Source organism: Arthrobacter sp. Y3223164 (assembly GCF_059091005.1).
In genome coordinates this window covers 1-2,651 of record NZ_JBNHGF010000372.1, presented here as the reverse complement: position 1 = coordinate 2,651, position 2,651 = coordinate 1, and the positions used below count along the sequence as shown (strand labels likewise).

Genomic DNA, 2,651 nt, shown 5'->3' with positions numbered 1-2,651 from the left:
CCCGGGTCGCGCGGCCCATGCGGCGTGGCCCGCGAGGCCGCTCTGCAGGCGATCATCCGCCGCCGCAGCGGCGGCAGAAAGGAGCAATGAGCACCGCATGAATATCGTTGAAAGCTTTCCCCACGACGTTCGGGCAATCGAAAATGTCTTCATTCCCATGCGCGACGGCGCCCGGCTGGCCGCGCGGATCTGGATGCCGGCCGATGCCGAGGATCGGCCGGTGCCGGCCATCCTCGAGTACATCCCCTACCGCAAGCGGGACAACTCCCGCGGCCGCGACCAGCTGAACCACCCCTACATGGCCGGCCACGGCTATGTCAGCGTCCGGGTGGACATGCGGGGCAGCGGCGACTCCGACGGCGTGCTGGTGGACGAATACCGGCCGCAGGAACACGAAGACGCCGAAGACGTCATCGCCTGGCTGGCGGACCAGCCCTGGTGCGACGGCAACGTGGGCATGATGGGCATCTCCTGGGGCGGATTCAACAGCCTGCAGATGGCCGCCCGGCAGCCGCCGGCGCTGAAGGCGATCATCAGCGCCTCGGCCACCGACGACCTGTACGTGGACAACATGCACTACATGGGCGGCTGCCTGCTGGCGGACAACCTCTCCGAGGCCACCGTCATGTTCGCGTTTAACAGCCTGCCGCCGGACCCGGAAATCGTCGGCGAGAAGTGGCGCGAGATGTGGCACGAGCGGCTCTCCGGCAGCGGACTCTGGCTGGAGACCTGGCTGGAGCACCAGACCCGCGGCGACTATTGGAAGCCGGCGTCGGTCTGCGAAGACTATTCGCAGATCAAGATCCCGGTCATGGCGGTCGGCGGCTGGGCCGACGGCTACACCAACGCCATCTTCCGGCTGATGGAGAACCTGGAGGTACCGCGCAAGGGACTGATCGGACCGTGGGGGCACAAGTACCCGCATCTGGGCGTGCCCGGCCCGGCCATCGGGTTCCTGCAGGAAACGGTGCGCTGGTGGGACCACTGGCTGAAGGGCAAGGACACCGGCCTGATGGAGGAACCGATGGTCCGGGCCTGGATGCAGGACGCGGTCTCCCCCGAACCGTCCTATGAGGACAGGCCCGGCCACTGGGTCGCCGAACCGTCCTGGCCGTCGCCGAACATCGAGAACCAGCGGTGGCAGCTGGGCCGCTACGGGCTGTTCCCGGAGGGCTCGCCGGTGGAGCCCGGCGGCAGCGTCGACCTGCTTTCGCCGCTGAGCGTCGGCATGTTCGCCGGCAAGTGGGCGTCCTACGCGGCGCTGCCGGACCTGCCGTCCGACCAGCGCGAGGAGGACGGCGGCGCGCTCGTCTACGAGACCGACCCGCTGGAGGGCGACGTGGAGGTCTTCGGCCGCCCCGTCGCCGCCTTCGAGGTTGCCGCGGACAAGCCGGTCGCCCAGCTGGTGGTCCGGCTCTCCGACGTCGCACCGAACGGCGAGGCAACGCGGGTCACCTACGGCCTGCTCAACCTGACGCACCGCGACGGCAGCGAGCATCCGGAGCCGCTGGAACCCGGCGAGCGCTACCGGGTCGAGATACCGCTCAACGGCCTGGCCCAGTCGTTCCCGGCCGGGCACCGTCTGCGGCTCTCGGTGTCGACGTCGTACTGGCCGCTGGTCTGGCCGTCGCCGGAACCAGCGACGGTCACCGTCTTCGCCGGCGGCACCCTCGACCTGCCGGTGCGCAAGCCGAGGGCGGACGACGGCGAGCTGCGTCCCTTCGCGGAGCCGGAGACCGCCCCGGAACTGGAGACCACGCTGCTGAACCCCGGCAACCACCACTGGCGCACGATCCGCGACCTGGAGGCCGGCACGTCGACGGTGGAGATCATCAACGACCAGGGCCGGTTCCGGATCGACGAAACGGGCACCGACATCCGGCGCGTCACCAATGAGTGGTACAGCTCCCGCGGAAACGACGTGAACTCCGTCCGCGGCGAAACCCAGACGGTGCGCCGCTACGAGCGCGGCGATTGGCGGATCGAAGTGCAGACCAGGACGGTGCTGACGTCGACGCCGACCGACTTCGTGGTGAACGCGCAGCTGGATGCGTACGAGCTGGACGAGGTACGCGGCAACCCCCGCGTCTACTCGCAGAACTGGCAGCGCAGCATCCCCCGGCAGCTCGTCTGACCAGGGGCCGGACATGCAGCCGGCGGCGCACTAAGAAAAGGGAGGCCAGGATCCATCCGGACCCTGGCCTCCCTCATGGGGTTTTCGCGATTACCACTGAACCCTGGCCATGGTGGCCGACAGCTCCGGGATCTTGCTCTCGGTGACCGGCTGGATTCCGGTGACCGTGGCGAAGCCGGCGGCCAGCAGCGCGAAGTCGCTCTCCGGCGGGGCTTCCTCCTGGCTGTCCGCGATGGCCAGGCGCAGGTCCTCGTCGCCGCGTTCGGCCAGCGTGGTCTGCACGATGCCGAATTCGGCCAGCGTCGCGGACCGGTATTCGGGCAGCCGGGTGCCGTCCACGTTGGGCACGTTGAGGTTCAGCACGGTTCCGGTCTGCTGGTCCATCAGGTACGGCAGCAGCCCGGTCGCCAGCCGCGCCGCGGTGTCCCAGTTCAGCTGTTCCGGCTCCAGCCCGGTGTCCAGCGACACGGCCATCCCGCGGCCGCCGTTCACGCCCGCGGTCAGCGCGGCGCCGACC

At 69.3% G+C, this 2,651-nt stretch carries 2 protein-coding genes; one reads left to right on the top strand and one right to left on the bottom strand.

Translation table 11 applies throughout. The annotated features are described in order from the left end of the window. Window positions 1-97: 97 nt before the first annotated feature. Window positions 98-2,134: a CocE/NonD family hydrolase gene (locus AC5RUJ_RS14225; protein WP_494129007.1), complete on the top strand. Its 2,037-nt coding sequence runs from the start codon at window positions 98-100 to the stop codon at window positions 2,132-2,134. Between the two features lie 90 nt (window positions 2,135-2,224). Here the strand turns inward: AC5RUJ_RS14225 and AC5RUJ_RS14220 are convergent. Beyond that, window positions 2,225-2,651: 5'/3'-nucleotidase SurE (locus AC5RUJ_RS14220; protein WP_494156046.1), on the bottom strand; the 427-nt coding region annotated here is incomplete at its 5' end.

Bases quoted from the DNA above. Each gene is read 5' to 3' on its own strand.
- AC5RUJ_RS14225 (WP_494129007.1), top strand. From the start codon at position 98: ATGAATATCGTTGAAAGCTTTCCCCACGACGTTCGGGCAATCGAAAAT.